We start from the raw sequence: 19,894 nt of genomic DNA, 5'->3' as shown, positions 1-19,894 counted from the left end.
TATTGTAAAGAATAATTTAGGAGAAGAACATGGCTAAGTCGAACTTTGAAAAAGTAGAAGCAGTTGTTGGCTGGGTTCGTGATAAGAAAATCACAGGCTACCGTATCTCTAAAGAAACGAATGCGCGTGAAATGTCTATCATTGCTCTAGCACAAGGACGCGCAAAAGTTAAAAATATTTCATTTGAAACAGCTCTTGGTTTAATCGATTTCTATGAAAAAAATCATGAAAAATTTGAAGATTAAACTGTGGTCACAGGCAGATTCCTGAGTCGAGTCTGCCTTTTCTTTACAATTACAAATTAAAAAGACTGCATTCTTTATGCAGTCTTTGTTTATTAGCTGAGATAGCGTTGAAGAAATTCTTTTGTCCGTTCTTCTTTAGGGTTCGTGAAGAGTTCTTCTGGTTTACCTTCTTCAGCAATGACGCCCTTATCCATAAAGATGACACGGTGAGAGACATCGCGAGCGAATTCCATTTCGTGGGTTACGACGATCATGGTCAAGCCTTCTTGAGCCAAATCCTGCATAATTTTGAGGACTTCTCCGACCATTTCAGGGTCAAGGGCAGATGTTGGTTCGTCGAAGAGAATGGCATCAGGATTCATGGAGAGTGCGCGGGCGATAGCCACGCGTTGTTTTTGGCCTCCGGAGAGTTGCTTCGGCTTGGCTTGCCAGTAGCGTTCTCCCATGCCGACTTTTTCGAGATTCTCTTTGGCAATTTTTTCAGCTTCAGAGTGGTCGCGTTTGAGTACAGTCGTTTGGGCAACGATCGTATTTTCAAGGACATTCAGATTTTCAAAGAGATTGAAAGATTGGAAAACCATACCGAGCTTTTCACGATAATGGGTGAGGTTATAGCCTTTTTCTAAGACATTTTCTCCTCGATAGAGAATCTCTCCCTCTGTAGGTGTTTCTAGTAAATTAATCGAACGAAGGAAGGTTGATTTTCCGCTTCCTGAGCTCCCGATGATGGAAATAACCTCTCCTTTATGGACGGCGAGAGAAATGTCTTTTAGCACTTCGTTTTGTCCATATGATTTTTTGAGGTGTTTGATTTCAAGAATTGGTTGTGTCATTTTTTCAAATCCTCCGTTTGCATTTGATTAGCACCTGTAGTGTAAGTATCCATGTCCATACGACGTTCGATGAAGCGTAGGATACGGGTCACAGTGAAGGTGAGGACAAAGTAAATCACGGCGATGATGGTAAAGGTCTGGAAGTATTGATAGGTTTGTGTTGCTACAGTATTTCCTGAGAAATAAAGCTCAACAACTGAAATAACGTTCAATACAGAGGTATCTTTGATATTGATGACAAACTCATTACCAGTAGCAGGTAGAATATTACGGACAACCTGAGGTAGGACAATCTTACGCATGGTTTGATTGTGGGTCATACCAAGAGCAGTTGCAGCTTCAAACTGTCCTTTGTCAACTGCTAGAATACCACCACGAACGATCTCTGTCATGTAGGCACCCGTGTTGATTGAGACGATGAAGATAGCGGCTAGTGTGCGGTCAAGATTGATACCGAAAGCTTGGGCAGTTCCATAGTAGATAACCATGGATTGAACAATCATTGGTGTACCACGGAAGATCTCGATATAGACATTGAGAATCCAACCGACTAGTTTCTGTAGGGCGTACATTGCCTTGTTCTCAGATAGTGGAGCGGTACGGAAGACCCCAATCGCAAGTCCGATAAGGAGACCTGTGATGGTTCCGATAATGGAGATTAAGAGTGTGATACCAGCGCCGCGCAGGAGTTGTTGCCAGTTTTCAGAAAGGATCTTAGCGACTTGGCTAAAGAAACTACTTTCTTCCTCTGTTGTTGTAGACTCCACAGGTTGCTCTTTGATCATACGATCCATGAGGGCTACTTGTTCATCCTTAGAGATGGTTTCGATGCTCGCATTGATTTGGCTGATACGGCTGTCATCTTTACGAAGTCCAATGGCAATAGCTGTATCTTCTTCGCCAGTTTTGAAACCTGGTTGAGGTTGGATCATTTTGAACTTAGCGTTAGCAGACTCAGCGGTCATTGCTTCAGGTCGTTCAGAAACATAGGCATCAATAACACCAGCCTCCAGAGCTTGACGCATCTGAGCGAAGTCACCCATAGCAGTTTCTTTTTTGGCACCTGGAATTTGGGAAATCAGGTCATAAAGGTAAACACCTTGTTGAGACGTGATTTTTGCTCCGCTAAAGTCTTCCAAAGATTTAGCATTCGCATAGGCAGAGTCCTTTTTTACCAATAGAACCGGTTCGCTAGTATAGTAACTGCTTGAAAAAGCAATTTCTTGTTTGCGTTCAGCGGTTGGGCTCATACCGGCAATGATCATATCAATTTTGCCAGAAGTAAGGGCTGGAACAAGTCCTTCCCATTTGGTTTTCACGACCAAAGGTTCCTTGCCTAAGTCTTTGGCAATCTTTTTAGCGATTTGAACATCGTAGCCGTTGGCATATTGGTTGGTACCGTCGATTTTGACGGCGCCGTTACTATCGTCGTCTTGGGTCCAGTTGAAGGGAGCGTAAGCTGCCTCCATCCCGATGCGTAAATATTCGTCGGCTTGGACTTGGCTAACTAGTCCTAAGGTAAGGGCTAGGCTAGCAAGGATAGATAAGCATAATTTTTTCATGTTTTCTCCTATTTCTAGTCTAAAAATGACTCTCTCTATTGTATCTAAAAATAGTGAGATTTTCAATACAAGTAAGCCTTTATTTATAAAAAATGATATAATGGTAAAAAGATTGAAAGGGAACCGATTATGAAAAAAAGATGGCTGTTGGCTTTGGTATTTACTTATTTATTATTTATACCGAGCCTGGTTTTTGCAGTAGACTTTGATATCTTATCCTATCAGGGTGATTTGAATATTCATGCAGATAATACTGCAATTTTTAAGGAAACAATTACCTACCGCTTTGGAGATGATTATAATGGTCAGTTAGTTGGACTCGGGAAAGTTGGGAAAATGCCAGAAGGATTTGACATTGATCCCGATCCGACCGTTCAGGTCTCTAAAAATGGAAGAATTGTTCAAAATGCTTCCTTCTATACTATGGAGGAAGAGGACGGCTACAAGGTAAAAATTTACAATGCTGGATATGCCGGAGATACTGTTCGGGTAACGGTTACCTGGAAACTAACAAACCTTCTCTTCTTATATAAGGATATCGCAGAGCTAAATTGGCAACCCTTGACCGATAGTACTGGAGACATCAAAGAGATTGAGTTTAAGGTCAGCTCTGATACTCCAGCAGAGAACCTCTATTTTCATGCAGGCCAACTCCTAAGGGACTCTAGTGTTGAAAAAGTAAATAATCTCTATCATGTCAAAATGAAAGACCTTCCTAGAAAGCGACAGATCGAATTACACGCAAACTGGCCTAGAAGTGCTTTTGCAGGAGCTCCAGATCAAGGATTAGAGGAAGAACGTTTAACCGATTTTAACCGGATTGAAAGCAATATAGCAACAGAAAAAGCGCAAAGTGAGATTTTGATGAAATGGATGCTTCCCGTCATTTTTATGAGTCTCTTACTTCTAGTCCCTATCTTCTATAGGATGTTTCGTCAGAGTACAAGTATTAAAAAGGTCTTTCCAAAAGATCATCGACTCTACGAACCACCGATGGATTTGCCTCCAATGGTTTTAGCAGAAGCAGTGTATTCAACTTCCTTAGAGGAAGTCAATCCCCTAAACAAATCAGGGTTTGGTAAATTTACTTTTGAACGTTTGATTCAGGCAACCTTGTTGGATTTAGTAGATCGAGGTCATTTATCTATTTTTCAAAGGGATGAGGAACCTTATGTGCGCATTATCAGTGAAAAGGGTTTGTCCAATTTTGAGAAGGAATGCCTGCGCATGACTTTGTCAAATAAGAAAGAATTGGCTATTTCAGAGCTCTTCCCTGATTACCAAGTTTCATCTTCCCTTTACCGTGGTGCCAAAGAGTCAGATGAAAAACATATCCGAGAAACAGGCTCGCGTCTTAAACGCTCCTTTGAAGGAAGACTTCAACGCATTCAGTCTTGTGTCAAGGATAAGGTCCATGTACTTCGTATCCCAAGCTATTATCGTCCCTTGACAAGTGAGGAACGCCGCCTTGCTCTTGGGATGCGGGTCTGTTCAGCCATAACAGCTCTAGGTGGATTGCTTTTCTTTTATTATAGTTGGCAAACACATGGGTTCTTTTCGATCCCGTTTCTACTTTTAGGATTGACAGGATTAGGGGCTAGTTTCTGGGTTTATCTTGCCACGCGAGGAGCCTATCGCGATGGAGTTCTGACAGAGGAAGGAGCGGAAATCTTCTATCTCTGGACGAGTTTTGAAAATATGCTTCGCGACATTGCTCATCTAGATCAGGCTGAGCTAGAGAGCATCGTCCTTTGGAACCGTCTACTGGTCTATGCGACTCTCTTTGGTTATGCCAAGAAGGTGAGCAAGTTAATGAAAGTCCGTCATATTCAGCTTGAAAATCCAGATTTGAATCTTTATGTAGCCTATGGTTGGCACTCACAGTTTTACACCTCAACTGCACAAATCAAGCAATATACTGCTGTCGCAAATACAGCTAGCAATTACTCTGTATCTTCTGGAAGTGGAAGTTCAGGTGGAGGATTCTCAGGAGGCGGAGGCGGTGGTAGCATCGGCGCCTTCTAAAAAATCTATCGCAACATCCGAAATTATGCTATAATAGAGGACAGAAAAAGGAGTAATACATGTATCTTATTGAAATTTTGAAGTCGATCTTTTTTGGGATTGTTGAAGGAATTACAGAATGGTTGCCCATTTCAAGTACGGGTCACTTGATCTTGGTTGAAGAATTTGTACAATACAAGGACCAAAATGAAGCCTTCATGTCCATGTTTAATGTTGTTATTCAGCTCGGCGCTATCTTAGCGGTTATGGTCATTTACTTTAACAAGCTTAATCCTTTCAAACCTGGTAAAACTAAGGTCGAAGTTCGTAGAACTTGGCAATTGTGGTCAAAAGTCTTTGTTGCGACCTTGCCTTTGCTCTTGGTTTTTAAACTAGATGATTGGTTTGATGCCAACTTCCATAACATGGTTTCAGTTGCAATCATGTTGATTATCTATGGTGTTGCCTTTATCTACCTTGAAAAACGAAATAAGGCGCAAGCTATTGAACCAACAGTAACAGAGTTAGACAAGTTGCCTTATAAAACAGCCCTTTACATTGGGCTCTTCCAAGTCCTCGCTCTCTTCCCGGGAACGAGCCGTTCAGGTGCAACTATCGTTGGTGGTTTGTTAAATGGAACGAGTCGCTCTGTCGTAACAGAGTTTACCTTCTATCTCGGAATTCCTGTTATGTTCGGAGCCAGTGCCTTAAAGATTTTTAAATTTATCAAAGCAGGTCAACTCTTGAGTTTTGGACAACTGTTCTTGCTCTTGGTTGCTATGGGTGTTGCCTTTGCGGTCAGCATGGTTGCCATTCGTTTCTTGACCAGCTATGTGAAGAAACACGACTTTACACTCTTTGGTAAATACCGTATCGTACTTGGTAGTGTTTTGTTGCTTTATAGTTTTGTGCGTTTATTTGTATAAGAAAAAAGCTTGAGGGAATTTTCCTTCAAGCTTTTTAAAATCCCGTCACTGTCAGTCCTAGCAGTCGGATACCTCGTGGTTGTTCTTCCAAGCTATCGTATATCTCATGCGCAGTTCGCTCGATTTGCTCCTTGTCTTGAGTAGCTAAGGCCAAACTTTTCCTTTTAGTCAAGGTGGAGAAGTCAGCATATCGTATTTTTAGGATAATGATTTTTCCAGCTTTGTCCTGCTTGCTGAGATTGTGAGCTACCTTTTCGGAGAGAAGGGTCAGCTCTTTTTTGATGTCTTCTTCTACTTGCAGAATCTTTCCATAGGTTTTTTCCTTGCCAATGGACTTACGAATGCGATCGGACTTGACCGGTGAGTTATGAATGCCCCTTGCCTTTCGATAAAGGTCAAAACCGAGTCTGCCGAACCGATCGATTAAAGTGACTTCTGAGACGTCCAATAAGTCTGCACCAGTATAAATGCCCATTTCATGAAGGCGTTCAACTGTTTTTTTGCCCACGCCATGAAATTTAGCAATGTCCATTTGTTTGAGGAAGTCTTGGGCTTGATCTGGGAGAATCATTGTCAAACCATGTGGTTTTTGATAGTCACTAGCCATCTTAGCTAGGAATTTGTTATAAGAAACACCTGCAGAAGCAGTCAGGTGTAGTTCCTGCCAGATATCCTCTTGGATGAGACGAGCTATTTTGACGGCTGACTTGATACCGAGTTTATTTTCCGTCACATCCAAGTATGCCTCGTCAATACTCATAGGTTCGATCAAATCAGTGTAGCGTTTAAAAATAGCACGAATCTCAAGTCCCACAGTCTTGTATTTTTCATAATTTCCAGAGATAAAGATAGCTTGGGGACAGCGTTCATAAGCTTCTTTAGAGCTCATGGCAGAGTGTATTCCAAAAGCTCGCGCCTCATAGCTACAGGTAGAAACGACACCACGCCCACCTGTTTGTCTGGGATCGCTTCCGATAATGACAGGTTTGCCCTTTAACTTGGGATTATCTCTGATTTCCACCGCAGCAAAAAAGGCATCCATGTCAATATGGATGATTTTTCTGGACAGATCATTTATCAATGGAAATATGAGCATTCCAATCCCTTTCTAGTGTCATTTTCTATTTATTATACCCTTTTTTCTGAAAAAATGGGAAAGTTCAACCTGACTTTCAAAAATATAATACAGATAAGAACAAAAAAGAGACTGTATTATAAAAGAAAGCGTCTAAAATGCCGATTTTCTCTTGTTGAAATCGGTTACTGTATGGTATACTTGACTCAAGAATGTAACAGATGACTGTTACTAGAAAAAAGAGGACATTAACATGGTTGTTAAGACAGTTGTTGAAGCACAAGATATTTTTGATAAAGCTTGGGAAGGCTTCAAAGGCGTAGATTGGAAAGAAAAAGCAAGTATTTCTCGCTTCGTTCAAGCTAACTACACACCTTACGATGGAGATGAAAGTTTCCTTGCTGGACCAACAGAACGTTCACTTCACATCAAAAAAATCGTAGAAGAAACAAAAGCACACTACGAAGAAACTCGTTTCCCAATGGACACTCGTCCAACATCTATTGCTGATATTCCTGCTGGATTTATCGACAAAGAAAATGAAGTTATCTTCGGTATCCAAAACGATGAACTCTTCAAATTGAACTTCATGCCAAAAGGTGGTATCCGTATGGCTGAAACTACTTTGAAGGAAAATGGATATGAACCAGATCCAGCTGTTCACGAAATCTTTACTAAATACGTAACAACAGTTAACGACGGTATTTTCCGTGCCTACACTTCAAACATTCGTCGCGCTCGTCACGCTCACACTGTAACTGGTCTTCCAGATGCCTACTCACGTGGACGTATCATTGGTGTTTACGCACGTCTTGCTCTTTACGGTGCAGACTACTTGATGCAAGAAAAAGTAAACGACTGGAATGCGATCAAAGAAATTGATGAAGAAACAATCCGTCTTCGTGAAGAAGTAAACCTTCAATACCAAGCATTGCAACAAGTTGTTCGCTTGGGTGACCTTTACGGAGTTGATGTCCGCAAACCAGCGATGAACACGAAAGAAGCCATCCAATGGGTTAACATCGCCTTCATGGCTGTCTGCCGTGTTATCAACGGTGCTGCTACATCTCTAGGACGTGTGCCAATCGTATTGGATATCTTTGCAGAACGTGACCTTGCTCGTGGTACATTTACTGAATCAGAAATCCAAGAGTTCGTTGATGATTTCGTTATGAAACTTCGTACAGTTAAATTTGCTCGTACAAAAGCTTATGACCAATTGTACTCAGGTGACCCAACCTTCATCACAACTTCTATGGCTGGTATGGGTAACGATGGTCGTCACCGTGTTACTAAGATGGACTACCGTTTCTTGAACACTCTTGACAACATCGGTAACTCTCCAGAGCCAAACTTGACAGTTCTTTGGACTGACAAATTGCCATACAACTTCCGTCGCTACTGTATGCACATGAGCCACAAACACTCTTCTATCCAATACGAAGGTGTAACAACAATGGCTAAAGACGGATACGGAGAAATGAGCTGTATCTCATGCTGTGTGTCACCACTTGACCCAGAAAACGAAGATCAACGCCACAACATCCAGTACTTCGGTGCTCGTGTAAACGTTCTTAAAGCCCTTCTTACTGGTTTGAACGGTGGTTACGACGATGTTCACAAAGACTACAAAGTATTTGACATCGATCCTATCCGTGACGAAGTTCTTGAATTCGAATCAGTTAAAGCCAACTTTGAAAAATCTCTTGACTGGTTGACTGATACTTACGTAGATGCTTTGAACATCATCCACTACATGACTGACAAGTACAACTACGAAGCTGTTCAAATGGCCTTCTTGCCAACTAAACAACGTGCCAACATGGGATTCGGTATCTGTGGATTTGCTAACACTGTTGATACATTGTCAGCTATCAAATACGCTACAGTTAAACCAATCCGTGACGAAAATGGATACATCTACGATTACGAAACAATCGGTGAATACCCACGTTGGGGTGAAGATGACCCACGTTCAAACGAATTGGCAGAATGGTTGATCGAAGCTTACACAACTCGTCTACGTAGCCACAAACTTTACAAAGACGCAGAAGCTACTGTATCACTTTTGACAATCACATCTAACGTTGCTTACTCTAAACAAACTGGTAACTCACCAGTCCACAAAGGTGTATACCTCAACGAAGATGGTTCTGTGAACTTGTCTAAACTTGAATTCTTCTCACCAGGTGCGAACCCATCTAACAAAGCTAAAGGTGGATGGTTGCAAAACTTGAACTCACTTGCTAGCCTTGACTTTGGTTACGCAGCTGACGGTATCTCATTGACAACTCAAGTTTCTCCACGTGCTCTTGGTAAGACTCGTGACGAACAAGTTGATAACTTGGTAACAATCCTTGATGGTTACTTTGAGAACGGTGGACAACACGTTAACTTGAACGTTATGGACTTGAACGATGTTTACGAAAAGATTATGTCAGGTGAAGACGTTATCGTACGTATCTCTGGATACTGTGTAAACACTAAATACCTCACTCCAGAACAAAAAACTGAATTGACACAACGTGTCTTCCACGAAGTTCTTTCAATGGATGACGCATTGAGCTAAGATAGTATAAAGAAAACTAGCCTTAAGGCTAGTTTTTTTGTTACTGAGGTTTTGATAATTATAAAACAAGGAATATTATAGTTTTTACTCCCAGAGAGAAGAGACAAATTACTTCTATATAAAATATGACTTTTTCTGCCTTGCTGCAGGTGTCATAGAATTGACTAAAAAGGATCGAATTCTATAAAATATAGACTTCAATCCTTTTTTAAAATATACTATCTAGCTTGAAGAGTAAATGACATATACTTTAGTCGTTATCTTCTTCTTTACGTTTGAATAGTGTAAGACCTAGGGCTGCAAATAGAGCTAGAGCACCAGTCACTGCTGCAGAGTGATTGTTTTCTGTTCCTGTATTTGGTAATACTTTGGTATTATCAACAGTAGTTTGCTCAGTATTTGCATGGTTTTGTTGACTATCTTGACTTAATTGGTCAGTATTATTTGGAGTGGTTGCAGTAGTAGTAGCTGTTCCTATTCTTACAATTTCATCAGTAGGTGTAATTGTAACTGTAGAAGAGAGAATGTTGCTAGAAATAATCTGTCCTTTATCATCAAAAACTTCTTCGATAATGATTGTACGAAGGCCAGCTTTACCTGGGGCCACAATCGTTTTTGTTCCACTAGGCAATTTATCATCATAAATGGATTGAATACCATAAGGAATAGAAAGTTCAATAGTTCGCTGAGCTGTTCTAGTAAGTGGTTTTGTTCCCACAAGTACGATCTGTTTAACAGGTTCAGTTTGTTCATCAGAGATAACACGAGACGAGATCACAGTATTGTTTCGGTTGTCAATAGTATCTTCGTGAACAATAGTTCTAGTGCCTTTAACACCAGGGGTTTGAATCTCTTCTTCCCCAACAAATAGCTTATCAGAAGGCACTTTAACGATATCAAAGTCAATATCCTGTTTCTCAGTTCTTTGAGCAGTTACAGTAAGTGGTTTTGTTCCCACAAGTACGATCTGTTTGACAGGTTCGGTTTGTTCGTCAGAGATAACACGAGACGAGATCACAGTATTGTTTCGGTTGTCAATAGTATCTTCGTGAACAATAGTTCTAGTGCCTTTAACACCAGGGGTTTGAATCTCTTCTTCCCCAACAAATAGCTTATCAGAAGGCACTTTAACGATATCAAAGTCAATATCCTGTTTCTCAGTTCTTTGAGCAGTTACAGTAAGTGGTTTTGTTCCTACAAGTACGATCTGTTTGACAGGCTCAGTTTGTTCATCAGAGATGACGCGAGACGAGATCACAGTATTGTTTCGGTTGTCAATAGTATCTTCGTGAACAATAGTTCTAGTGCCTTTAACACCAGGGGTTTGAATCTCTTCTTCCCCAACAAATAGCTTATCAGAAGGCACTTTAACGATATCAAAGTCAATATCCTGTTTCTCAGTTCTTTGAGCAGTTACAGTAAGTGGTTTTGTTCCTACAAGTACGATCTGTTTGACAGGCTCAGTTTGTTCATCAGAGATGACGCGAGACGAGATCACAGTATTGTTTCGGTTGTCAATAGTATCTTCGTGAACAATAGTTCTAGTGCCTTTAACACCAGGGGTTTGAATCTCTTCTTCCCCAACAAATAGCTTATCAGAAGGCACTTTAACGATATCAAAGTCAATATCCTGTTTCTCAGTTCTTTGAGCAGTTACAGTAAGTGGTTTTGTTCCTACAAGTACGATCTGTTTGACAGGCTCAGTTTGTTCATCAGAGATGACGCGAGACGAGATCACAGTATTGTTTCGGTTGTCAATAGTATCTTCGTGAACAATAGTTCTAGTGCCTTTAACACCAGGGGTTTGAATCTCTTCTTCCCCAACAAATAGCTTATCAGAAGGCACTTTAACGATATCAAAGTCAATATCCTGTTTCTCAGTTCTTTGAACAGTTCTAGTAAGTGGTTTTGTTCCCACAAGTACGATTTGCTTAATAGGTTTAGTAGTGATACTATCAGAAACTTGTTCTCTTGAAATTAGATCATTTGTATCATTATCACGGATTTCTCGATAAGAAACAGTACGGATTCCTTTGACACCAGGAGTTTTGATGACAGAATCACCAACTAGAATAGTATCATCGTTTACATATTCTGTTTCGAAATCGACATCAAACTGATCAAATGCTCCAATAGCTTTGGAAGTTCGTGTACCTACATGGACAATACGATTTTGCGGTGCCGTAGTTACATTTTCATCAGTAAATGTATATTGCGTATCGTTCTTCAAACCAATTGGAAGATTTTCATAGCGATAGGCCATCTCAGTTGTTTGAGTTTGGTTTTTAGTGTCAGTGTAACTATACGTTTTAGTGGCTGTCATAATTTTGCCATCTGTGGTTGTATAGTCTGCTCGAAGCAAGCCAGGAATGCGATCATTATCAGTAGCTTCTCGAATATTTGTTGTTGCATAGAAGTATCTGAGACCATAGTTTAGGATATCGGTTCCACTTGATTTCTCATAAGCAGAGTTATCGACACTAGTCGCATAGGTATTTACAATTTTCGTTCCAGCTACACCAGGAGTTTTCTCAATGCTAGTTCCAGCTGCAATAGTTTTATCGTTCACGTAGATTGTCTCATATGGAACAGTCTCTTCTGAACTGTTGATTAAACTAGGGGAACTTGTTGAAAAACGACTAACTCCCATATTGAATTGAGTGCTATTCTTTTCCTTGTTAGGAGTAAGGCGTTCGGTTGCAGGCTTATAGATCGCATTGCCAAGTGGATCGGTTTTCGTATCGGTAGTAGAAGCTGTGATTTCTGATTCGGAAGTGAAGGTATTGTTTTCAGTATATCGAACCAGGTGATTGGCTTCTAATACACGGATTGGCAAATCAACATTGTTAGCATAACTAATATTAGAAATTTTAATATCGTTTCCAATAAAAGCTAATGGTTGAGTTCGACTAAGTGTATTTGGAAGGTTGCTTGGAGTTCGAGTTGTATTAATACCAAAGCCAAGTCCAGGTTGCACCAAAGTACCATTATTTCCATTTAAACTAATTAACGGCGTTTGCGTTGCAGCGTTCTTAGCTAAAGTTTGCGTGATTTCACCAAAATCTAAATTATTATCTTTAAAAAGAATACCTTCTGCATTAGTTGTAATAGAAATGATAGGCATTGTTTTTTGTTTTCCGATGATGCCAGGTCTAGTACTCATGAAGGTTCGTTTGACTTTAATGTCATTGTTTTGGAAAACAACAGACCCACGGAACTTATCTTGGTTAGCTCGAATTGTTTTATCTGCGACATTAAAATTACTAGTCGATTCAGCGATTGTAATAGCAGATAAATCTTTATTTGGATCACCGTAAAGTTCTTCAAGCTCGACTTTATTATTACTAATGTTGATGGAACCAGAACCATATCCCAATCCGTTTGCAAATTTACTTGTATCAGATAATGTAGCGGTTCCCCTAATATTGTCATTAGAAGAGTTAATCATCTTAATCAAATCGTTTGCTGAGTGTCCAGTGATTTGATTGTTTTTTATATTCAGTACATAGTTTAGATAAGGCTCTTGCATACGAACCAAGATAGCATTTGTATTGTAGTCTTGGTTTGTAGCGGTTCTACCTGATGAATCCAAATCTTGAATGCGGTTATTACTAATTTCAAAATAACCTACGGCTCCGTCTGCACTCAAGTCCTGAGATTTTTCATTCGTTTGTAAATGAATCGCTTCATACTGGAGGTAATCATGGCCATGTGTGAATTTTCCGTCAACTTTCAAGTCATCTCGTACTAGACGATTTGTTTTATCTTGTGTGACAACGTTGTTTCGAATGACAACATTTTCCATTTTAAAGTTTCGGTTGTAGACAGAGATACCTAACAAGCGATCTCCGTATGAAACGTTGTTTTCGATTAAAATTCGGTCACCGTCGTGAATATCCAAACCTTTACGATAGTTATAGGTACTCGTATTGTTTCGGAAAACTATTCCATTATTGTAGGATCCAGCCTCTGAAGCGAAACCATAACCTGTACTTCCGTTTAATTTGTGTCCATTTTCAGAAGTGGTTGTTCCTTCAATAAGGATATTGGTTTGGTAAGAGAATTGAACTCCAGCCACTCGGTTATTGTGAGTATTACTGTTTAATACTTTATTGTTTTCACCTAAGTTTAGACTACTGAAAGTATAACCAGGAGCTTTTCCAGCAATCAAATTACTCACAGAGCGAGGACGGCCCCAACCAGGTAGAGAGATATTTGAGACACTGTTATATGACGACCCGAAGCGGATACCAGCTTTGTTAGCTCCACTCGCTTCAACGTTCTCAACAGTTACATTATCAGAATCATTGATAAGGACGCCATCGACTTTTCCATAGTAGGGCATTCCTTTGACGTAGAAGCCATCATGTTGTTCTCCAAAAGCTTCTTTTAAGTTTTGGATAGAAACAGATAAATCTTTTACAAGGAATCCATTTTGATTTTCAACTAGCAAAACAGCATGGTCGCGATTGTCAGTATCATTCTCGTTGCTATCCCAAGGATTTCCTAGCTGAACTAAATTTGTTTTTAATACGGTTGTTCCTGGACCGTCTCCAAAGAGACCGGTTACATTTGAGTGCTCGGAACCGATTTTAATTTGATTAAAGGAGCCACTTTCGCTTTTGCGATAGATAGGCAGTGCTATTCCTGTAAGGTTTTCTCCGTTAGAACTAACATAACGAACAAGTCCATCCGAGTCTACACGAAGATTTTCATATTCTTCTTTCGTAACATGCGAAAGATTCTGAACACCATCAATTCGTCCTTTTTGTATAGGCATAGGGACACCTGATCCGTATGTTAAAATTTTATAGTGATCAATTTCGCCTTTATCACGAGCAACATTGACAATTCCAGAAAGTTTGACGGCAACACCAGTATGTTGTGTACCATCTGGATCAGCCATTACAATTTCATTTGCTGCTTTTAGTGCTTTATTAACAGCGAGAGTATCATCTTGGTTATCAGCTACATTCAAACCAAAATCAGTAGCATTGACATAGTACCATTTGTTTTTATGATCATAGTGAACATCATACTCAATACCTTCAACAGTTGGTTTTGAAACAACGGTTCTTACATCTTCTGTGATGGCATCTTGAATTTTCTTTGATTGGTTTTCTTTTGGTATTTCAGGAATGGCTTTTGCTTTGATTGCTTCCTCGTCAGCTTTTACTTCTGGTTTTAGAGCGGGTTCGATAGATTCAGCGGGCTCAGTCGGTATAGAGTCTTTTGGCTGACTTTTATTTTTTTCCGCAGATGTGGATGCGCTTACACTTCGGAATCCACTTCGTCCTATTTGTTTACTATCTGCTGGCTCTGCTGGCTTCGTAGGAGTTTCAGCTACAGTGCTAGCACTATCGGATACATTGGAAGAAGGAGTAGTAGACTGTTCAGTCACTGAACTAGGATTATTACCATTCTCAGCAGAATTTGGAGTATTTCCGTCTTCATTGGTTTTTTCAATCGTTGAAGATGTAACTGTAGTCGGTTGTAGCATTTCTGAAGTGTCTCCCCCAACTTCATTAGCGGCTACGTTATTGACTAATAAGGCTGATGTAACAATTCCGATTGAAACAGCAACCCAGTGCTTCTTTACTTTACGTAACTTTTTCATAAAATTATAATTCCCTTTATAATGTATATATTAAGTAGTTTAGCCACAATTATTCATAATAATTTATATTTAGTTTCTCCTACAAATAACTGTAATAATAATATATAAAAATATATTGTAGCTATACTATTTTAACAAATCAAGTAGTTTGAGTCAAGAAATTAAACTAGAAAATTACAAGATAATTACAGAATGATTACAATTATTTAATAATTCAAATTATTTTATTTACAAAATAGTTAAACTTAGATTAGTTTTACTTGACAAAGTAGTATGTATAATGCTAGAATGTAAGTGGTTATTTATGTTTAATACTTAAAGTGTTTGGAGGGCTTTAGCTACTAAATATCAAATAATCTGTGATTTCTTCTTCGTTTCTCAGGAGAGGGATTAAGAACATTGAAAATAAAATATAGAAAAGAGGGAAAACATGGCAAAAAGCAAAATGCTGAAATTGCTTTCAAAACTTTCAGCTGCAGCTCTTTCTGTCTTGACACTTACATCTGTTTCGACAAATACTGTTAAAGCTGATGACCCGACGCCAAAGGAATTAACGCAAGTTATTACAGGTGTTGAGTTGTTGGATGCTTCAGATACGAAACAGAATGTAACTTCTGAGGGAGATTATGCAGTTCGTACAGGGAATGCCTACAAGCTTCGTGTAACGTTTGATCTCAAACAATACAATGAAAACTTGAACAATGGTGATTATTTCACTTTCGACATTCCTGCACCAATGACAGTCTACAACGGCACTCAACAGTTGGTTGACCCAGCTACGCAAGTAACGATTGGGGAAGCAGTTGTAACATCGAGTGGTAATGGCCAAGGTGGTAAAGCAAAAATTACCTTGAAAAACTTGGACAAGTACCTAGCTGCAACTGGTGGAGATAAAGTTAAGGATGTATCTGGTAACTTTGCGGCATCATTCCGCTTCCTAACAGACCAGACTAAGACACCAATTAGCTTTAATTCTTCTTCTATGAAGCAAGAGGTAACTCATACCTATACGTCTAAGACAATCACGGGTCCTAAAGTTGGTACTGAGAACTATGCGAAAGCTGGTGGACAAGCTTCCCGTGAAAGCTGGAACTCTCCAAAACTAGCAGCTATCGGTTCAGTAAGCTCAGGTAACGAGCAATCAAACTGGCGTGTACGTGTGAACACAGAAAAACAAGATTTTGGACAAAACATTGTGCTTCATGACACAATTCCAAATGATGACACATCCTACACACCAGCTCAATACATTCCAGAAAGCTTGAAGATTTACAAGGCTGATATTACAGGCGGTACTTCTGCTGTTCCTGATGGGGCACAATTGATGGTTGAAGGTACTGACTATACAGTTGCTTGGAACTCAAACTATACATCATTTGATGTTACAATCAAAGATGGAACGACTTCTTACTTCGTTACATATAGTACTACCACTCCAAATGATGGTACGAAAGTAGCAAATATCGTAGCTTTGTCTCTTGCAGACGGAACAAAACTTGCACAAAATACAAGTCGCCCAGGTGCGCTTAGCATGAAAGCGGAAGCAACATCTTTGATTTCTGGTACAATTGTAGCATCTACAGCCTACCAAATTAAGATTAATAAGACAGACGCGTTCACTCTTACACCTGTTCAAGGAGCAGTTTATACTGTGACAGCAGCAGATGATGCAAGTGAAACAACAGAAGTGACTACGAATGAAAAAGGAGTAGGGCTTACTAAAACTTATGATCAGAAATGGGAAGGTAAAACGTTCAAGATCAAAGAGAAGACTGCTCCATCAGGCTATAAGCTAGATGAAAAAGAGTACACAGTCAAACTCGGAGCAGCAGGTTCTACGATCAACCTTAAGGACGAACCTGTTCCAGCTGTGTTCAATGTAACAGCTAAGAAAGTGGTAGAAGGTCGTACAGATAAACTTCCAAAAGCGGATGAGTTTACCTTTAACCTATATACAGCAGAGAACTTGAAGACTCCAGTAGCCACAGCGAAATCAAAAGCTGATGGAACGATTACCTTCGAGAACATTGAAGTAAAAGGTGCGGGAACTTACCGCTACGTCATCAAAGAAGATACTTCAGCAGCAGCTTCTGGTATTACATTTGATGAAGAAGGTAAGGAAGTTACTGTAACAGCAGCATTCCAAGGTGGAGTATTGACAGCTTCTGTCACTTCAGCAGAACCAACTTTCACCAACACTTATAAAGCCGCTTCAACAGATGCGACAATCAAAGCAACTAAGAAGATTACAGGTAAAGAACTTGTAGCTGATGCTTATACTTTCGAATTGAAAGAAAAAGATACAGATAAAGTTGTAGCTACTGCTAAGAACGCTGCTTCAGGCGAAGTTGTCTTCAACGTCAACTACACAGAAGCAGGCGAGCACACTTACACTATCACTGAAAAAGCAGGAACAGAGTCAGGTGTGACTTACTCAACTGAATCTTACACAGTTAAAGTGAATGTAGTAGATAACGGTCAAGGTCAATTGGTTGCGACTGTAGATGAAGCAGAACGTGTCTTCACTAACACTTATAAAGCCGCTTCAACAGATGCGACAATCAAAGCAACTAAGAAGATTACAGGTAAAGAACTTGTAGCTGATGCTTATACTTTCGAATTGAAAGAAAAAGATACAGATAAAGTTGTAGCTACTGCTAAGAACACTGCTTCAGGCGAAGTTGTCTTCAACGTCAACTACACAGAAGCAGGCGAGCACACTTACACTATCACTGAAAAAGCAGGAACAGAGTCAGGTGTGACTTACTCAACTGAATCTTACACAGTTAAAGTGAATGTAGTAGATAACGGTCAAGGTCAATTGGTTGCGACTGTAGATGAAGCAGAACGTGTCTTCACTAACACTTATAAAGCCGCTTCAACAGATGCGACAATCAAAGCAACTAAGAAGATTACAGGTAAAGAACTTGTAGCTGATGCTTATACTTTCGAATTGAAAGAAAAAGATACAGATAAGGTTGTAGCTACTGCTAAGAACACTGCTTCAGGCGAAGTTGTCTTCAACGTCAACTACACAGAAGCAGGCGAGCACACTTACACTATCACTGAAAAAGCAGGAACAGAGTCAGGTGTGACTTACTCAACTGAATCTTACACAGTTAAAGTGAATGTAGTAGATAACGGTCAAGGTCAATTGGTTGCGACTGTAGATGAAGCAGAACGTGTCTTCACTAACACTTATAAAGCCGCTTCAACAGATGCGACAATCAAAGCAACTAAGAAGATTACAGGTAAAGAACTTGTAGCTGATGCTTATACTTTCGAATTGAAAGAAAAAGATACAGATAAGGTTGTAGCTACTGCTAAGAACGCTGCTTCAGGCGAAGTTGTCTTCAACGTCAACTACACAGAAGCAGGCGAGCACACTTACACTATCACTGAAAAAGCAGGAACAGAGTCAGGTGTGACTTACTCAACTGAATCTTACACAGTTAAAGTGAATGTAGTAGATAACGGTCAAGGTCAATTGGTTGCGACTGTAGAAAATCCGGATGCAGAACGTGTCTTCACTAACACTTATAAAGCCGCTTCAACAGATGCGACAATCAAAGCAACTAAGAAGATTACAGGTAAAGAACTTGTAGCTGATGCTTATACTTTCGAATTGAAAGAAAAAGATACAGATAAAGTTGTAGCTACTGCTAAGAACGCTGCTTCAGGCGAAGTTGTCTTCAACGTCAACTACACAGAAGCAGGCGAGCACACTTACACTATCACTGAAAAAGCAGGAACAGAGTCAGGTGTGACTTACTCAACTGAATCTTACACAGTTAAAGTAACTGTAGCAGATAACGGTCAAGGTCAATTGGTTGCGACTGTAAAAGATGCGGATGCAGAACGTGTCTTCACAAATATTTATACAGCACCAGTTCCACCGGCTCCAACAGCTACATCAGAAACACTTGAGTTTACGAAAGAATTGACTGGTCGTGCTTTGGTTGATGGTGAATTCCAATTTGAATTGTATGAAGATACAAACAAACTGGATACAAAAACAAACCAAGCTGGAAAAGTAACGTTTAATGTAATCAACTATGATGCAGAAGGTGTTCATACTTATACTGTAAAAGAAGTGAATGCCGGAGCAGCTGGTATTACTTACGATACAGAAAAGACTGCAGTGGTAACAGTAACCAAAGATGCAGCAACAAATGCCTTGAAGGCAACTGTTGAATATCCAGCAGGTAGTGTCTTTAAGAACGTCTACACGCCAGATCCAGCGCCAACGCCAGATCCAAAACCAACGCCAGATCCAGCGCCAACGCCAGATCCAAAACCAACGCCAGATCCAGCGCCAACGCCAGATCCAGCACCAACGCCAGATCCAGCGCCAACGCCAGATCCAGCGCCAACGCCAGATCCAGCGCCAACGCCAGATCCAGCACCAACGCCAGATCCAGCACCAACGCCAGATCCAGCGCCAACGCCAGATCCAGCACCAACGCCAGATCCAGCGCCAACGCCAGATCCAGCACCAACGCCAGATCCAGCACCAACGCCAGATCCAGCACCAACGCCAGATCCAGCGCCAACGCCAGATCCACAACCAACACCTCCAGTAACTGAGGAAAAAGGTCAAGCTGAACTTCCAAACACAGGTGAAGCAACCTCTATCCTTTCTGCAATTGGATTTGTAGTATTGGCATTGAGCGGATTGGTATTCTTCGTAAAACGTAAAGCTTAGGCTTTCGTAGGAGAAACATGAAACTTGGTAAGTGAGAATATTTCTTCTCTCTTAAACTTGATAGAGAAAGTCTCTAGAAAATTCGTTTTCTAGGGGCTTTTTTTGTACTTCAAAAAATTTTTTAAAAAATAGTCAAATTTGGTCAAAAAACTATTGACTTTTACTGACCAATGTGATATAGTAGGAACATAAGGAAAATGAATTCCTTAGAAAACTTCATTTTCAATGATCCTATTTCTTGAAAATGTATGATAGATACCCTAGAAAGGGGTGAGGCCTATGTTAAATCTAACAGATTTTGAAAAGAAGATGATAAAAGGCTTATTTAAGAAAGAAAAACCAGAAATTATACGTAGGG

Annotated in this window: 9 protein-coding genes; 5 read left to right on the top strand and 4 right to left on the bottom strand. The window is 40.1% G+C overall.

What is annotated here, in order from left to right:
* Positions 1-29: 29 nt before the first annotated feature.
* Entirely contained in the window at positions 30-245 is a 216-nt protein-coding gene (locus tag FD735_RS08330; RefSeq protein WP_001130031.1) for a hypothetical protein, read from the top strand.
* Between the two features lie 92 nt (positions 246-337).
* Here the strand turns inward: FD735_RS08330 and FD735_RS08325 are convergent, their stop codons facing one another.
* Both FD735_RS08325 and FD735_RS08320 read right to left on the bottom strand, forming a co-directional pair.
* Complete coding sequence (locus FD735_RS08325) at positions 338-1,078, bottom strand: amino acid ABC transporter ATP-binding protein (RefSeq protein WP_000193349.1); 741 nt, start codon at positions 1,076-1,078, stop codon at positions 338-340.
* Positions 1,075-2,640, bottom strand: coding sequence for an ABC transporter substrate-binding protein/permease (locus FD735_RS08320; protein WP_000732044.1), 1,566 nt, complete (start codon positions 2,638-2,640; stop codon positions 1,075-1,077). Before FD735_RS08320 ends, FD735_RS08325 begins: the two co-directional genes overlap by 4 nt.
* Positions 2,641-2,769: 129 nt before the next feature.
* Between FD735_RS08320 and FD735_RS08315 the strand changes: the two genes are divergently transcribed.
* A complete protein-coding gene (locus FD735_RS08315) occupies positions 2,770-4,665 on the top strand; it encodes a DUF2207 domain-containing protein (protein WP_139658954.1) in 1,896 nt (631 codons plus the stop codon).
* A gap of 59 nt (positions 4,666-4,724) precedes the next feature.
* Positions 4,725-5,570: an undecaprenyl-diphosphate phosphatase gene (locus tag FD735_RS08310; RefSeq protein WP_000280787.1), complete on the top strand. Its 846-nt coding sequence runs from the start codon at positions 4,725-4,727 to the stop codon at positions 5,568-5,570.
* A 34-nt stretch (positions 5,571-5,604) separates the two neighbouring features.
* On the opposite strand, the gene dinB is transcribed toward FD735_RS08310, so the two are convergent.
* The gene (dinB, locus tag FD735_RS08305) at positions 5,605-6,666 is read right to left on the bottom strand and encodes a DNA polymerase IV (protein ID WP_139658953.1); all 1,062 of its coding nucleotides are present in this window, start codon (positions 6,664-6,666) and stop codon (positions 5,605-5,607) included.
* A 232-nt stretch (positions 6,667-6,898) separates the two neighbouring features.
* Between dinB and pflB the strand changes: the two genes are divergently transcribed.
* Positions 6,899-9,214, top strand: a complete 2,316-nt coding sequence (gene pflB, locus FD735_RS08300; protein WP_000260621.1) for a formate C-acetyltransferase — start codon at positions 6,899-6,901, stop codon at positions 9,212-9,214.
* A gap of 250 nt (positions 9,215-9,464) precedes the next feature.
* Here pflB and FD735_RS08295 read toward each other — a convergent pair whose 3' ends face one another.
* Entirely contained in the window at positions 9,465-14,831 is a 5,367-nt protein-coding gene (locus FD735_RS08295; RefSeq protein ID WP_139658952.1) for a G5 domain-containing protein, read from the bottom strand.
* A 430-nt stretch (positions 14,832-15,261) separates the two neighbouring features.
* On the opposite strand from FD735_RS08295, the gene FD735_RS08290 reads away from it, so the two are divergent.
* A complete protein-coding gene (locus FD735_RS08290) occupies positions 15,262-19,536 on the top strand; it encodes a Spy0128 family protein (protein ID WP_139659116.1) in 4,275 nt (1,424 codons plus the stop codon).
* Positions 19,537-19,894 lie beyond the last annotated feature (358 nt).

This window comes from Streptococcus sp. 1643 (assembly GCF_006228325.1).
Classification (GTDB): Bacteria; Bacillota; Bacilli; order Lactobacillales; family Streptococcaceae; genus Streptococcus.
Note: the sequence above shows the minus strand (reverse complement) of the source record. Positions and strands in the feature narration are given on the sequence as shown.

Bases quoted from the DNA above. Each gene is read 5' to 3' on its own strand.
- FD735_RS08330 (WP_001130031.1), top strand. From the start codon at position 30: ATGGCTAAGTCGAACTTTGAAAAAGTAGAAGCAGTTGTTGGCTGGGTT.
- FD735_RS08325 (WP_000193349.1), bottom strand. From the start codon at position 1,078: ATGACACAACCAATTCTTGAAATCAAACACCTCAAAAAATCATATGGA.
- FD735_RS08320 (WP_000732044.1), bottom strand. From the start codon at position 2,640: ATGAAAAAATTATGCTTATCTATCCTTGCTAGCCTAGCCCTTACCTTA.
- FD735_RS08315 (WP_139658954.1), top strand. From the start codon at position 2,770: ATGAAAAAAAGATGGCTGTTGGCTTTGGTATTTACTTATTTATTATTT.
- FD735_RS08310 (WP_000280787.1), top strand. From the start codon at position 4,725: ATGTATCTTATTGAAATTTTGAAGTCGATCTTTTTTGGGATTGTTGAA.
- dinB (WP_139658953.1), bottom strand. From the start codon at position 6,666: ATGCTCATATTTCCATTGATAAATGATCTGTCCAGAAAAATCATCCAT.
- pflB (WP_000260621.1), top strand. From the start codon at position 6,899: ATGGTTGTTAAGACAGTTGTTGAAGCACAAGATATTTTTGATAAAGCT.
- FD735_RS08295 (WP_139658952.1), bottom strand. From the start codon at position 14,831: ATGAAAAAGTTACGTAAAGTAAAGAAGCACTGGGTTGCTGTTTCAATC.
- FD735_RS08290 (WP_139659116.1), top strand. From the start codon at position 15,262: ATGGCAAAAAGCAAAATGCTGAAATTGCTTTCAAAACTTTCAGCTGCA.